Genomic DNA, 1,471 nt, shown 5'->3' on the forward strand with positions numbered 1-1,471 from the left:
CCTTAAATCCGTAAGTCTTTTTATTTATTGAAAAGCTTAGATTGATTTTAATGAAAAGCCTTGTGAATAATGTTGTTTTTAGGTCAGTTTGCCTAAGACCGAGATACTTTTATAGTTTAAAATAGCACTACTAAATATTAGAGATAGCACACCTTGACTCCAATGATTATTGGAGTCTGCAATTTTATAAAAACATAGGGGCTTGAAGTTGATCTATTTTAGGTTTTAAAATGTAAATCGCCATATATTCTGAGTTTGTACTGTCTAGAACTCTTGACCCACTTAGCAGGAATTGAAATAAACCTAAAGATGAATTTTTTGATTCTAAAATTAGCTTTAATATTTTTAAATTTTTCAGAAAACCTTGTGATTATGTGCTGGTATAGATTTCTACAAATGGCTGTAAGAATCATAAAAACAGTATTTTGTTCTAACTTTGAAAAAGGTAAATTGTTCCATCCAAAATCATTTTTAAGGACATCAAATTCCTTTTCAACAGTTCCACGTTGATTATAAAAAAAGACAACTTCAGTAGCATCCATGTGCCAATCATTAGTTAGAATAGCGGAATAAATATAAGCTTCGTTGGTAAAAAGATTTACTTGTTTATCATCTCTTTCAATTTTTGATACTATTAAGCGGTATGTTTGAAGATGTTCCGGAGCTATTTTATTTCTATTGGCCCTCTTAAAAGGTTTGTATTGTATTTCTCCTCGATAGATAACCTCATTATCAGTTTCAATCTTTTCCCAGTCATCTATATTATTAATGGCAGTTGCTAGCGCAGAACTCATACGCGCTTTTATATAAAAGCACTTGGTTTTTTTACTAACTAAATTGACTACTTCGTTTAAATATGATCCGCTATCGGCTCTAAAGATTTCAGCTTCAATATTATGGGTATCCAATAGATTAAACATTCTACTTAGTGTCTGGTCTTGAAAAGTCCTCACATCACTGTTGCCATTTCTGTTTTCTACGTAAACAATATTTTCACCAATAATACCAACGCCGGGACAATACCCATAGGCTTTTTGATACGTGTTTTTGCTATCTGCTTTGTTGTTAAAGATTAGCGTGTTATCATAGTCAAGAATTAGTGGTTCCTTTGACAAAGCACCTAAAACGGTTAGTATTTTTAAATTAAGCGAATTCATATTTTGGTTGATACTTAATTCGTTAATACTTTTTCCTCTAGGGCTTTTTAATACAACTTTAGCAAGGGACAACTCCTTAAATCGATCTAAAACCCTATCAGGACTAGGCGTTTTAAAAAAAGGAAGCTGTTTTAGGTTATGATGAAAATTACCGCCTAAGTCTTCTATACAATCTCCCCCACAAAAATAAACAGACCAAAAAGCGTATACTATATCTTTCCATGAATATTTACATTGAGTTGGTAATTTGGGCAAATGTTCTTCTAAAAGTTTACCGATCTTTTTGTTTTCAAATTCTTGTAAAACAAAATTTA

General features: G+C 31.4%; 1 protein-coding gene. It reads right to left on the bottom strand.

Annotation, left to right across the window (positions count from 1 at the left end):
* Positions 1–218 precede the first annotated feature (218 nt).
* Positions 219–1,471: IS1380 family transposase (locus EM932_RS20610; RefSeq protein WP_135879094.1), on the bottom strand; the 1,253-nt coding region annotated here is incomplete at its 5' end.

The organism is Flavivirga rizhaonensis, assembly GCF_004791695.1.
GTDB lineage: Bacteria > Bacteroidota > Bacteroidia > Flavobacteriales > Flavobacteriaceae > Flavivirga > Flavivirga rizhaonensis.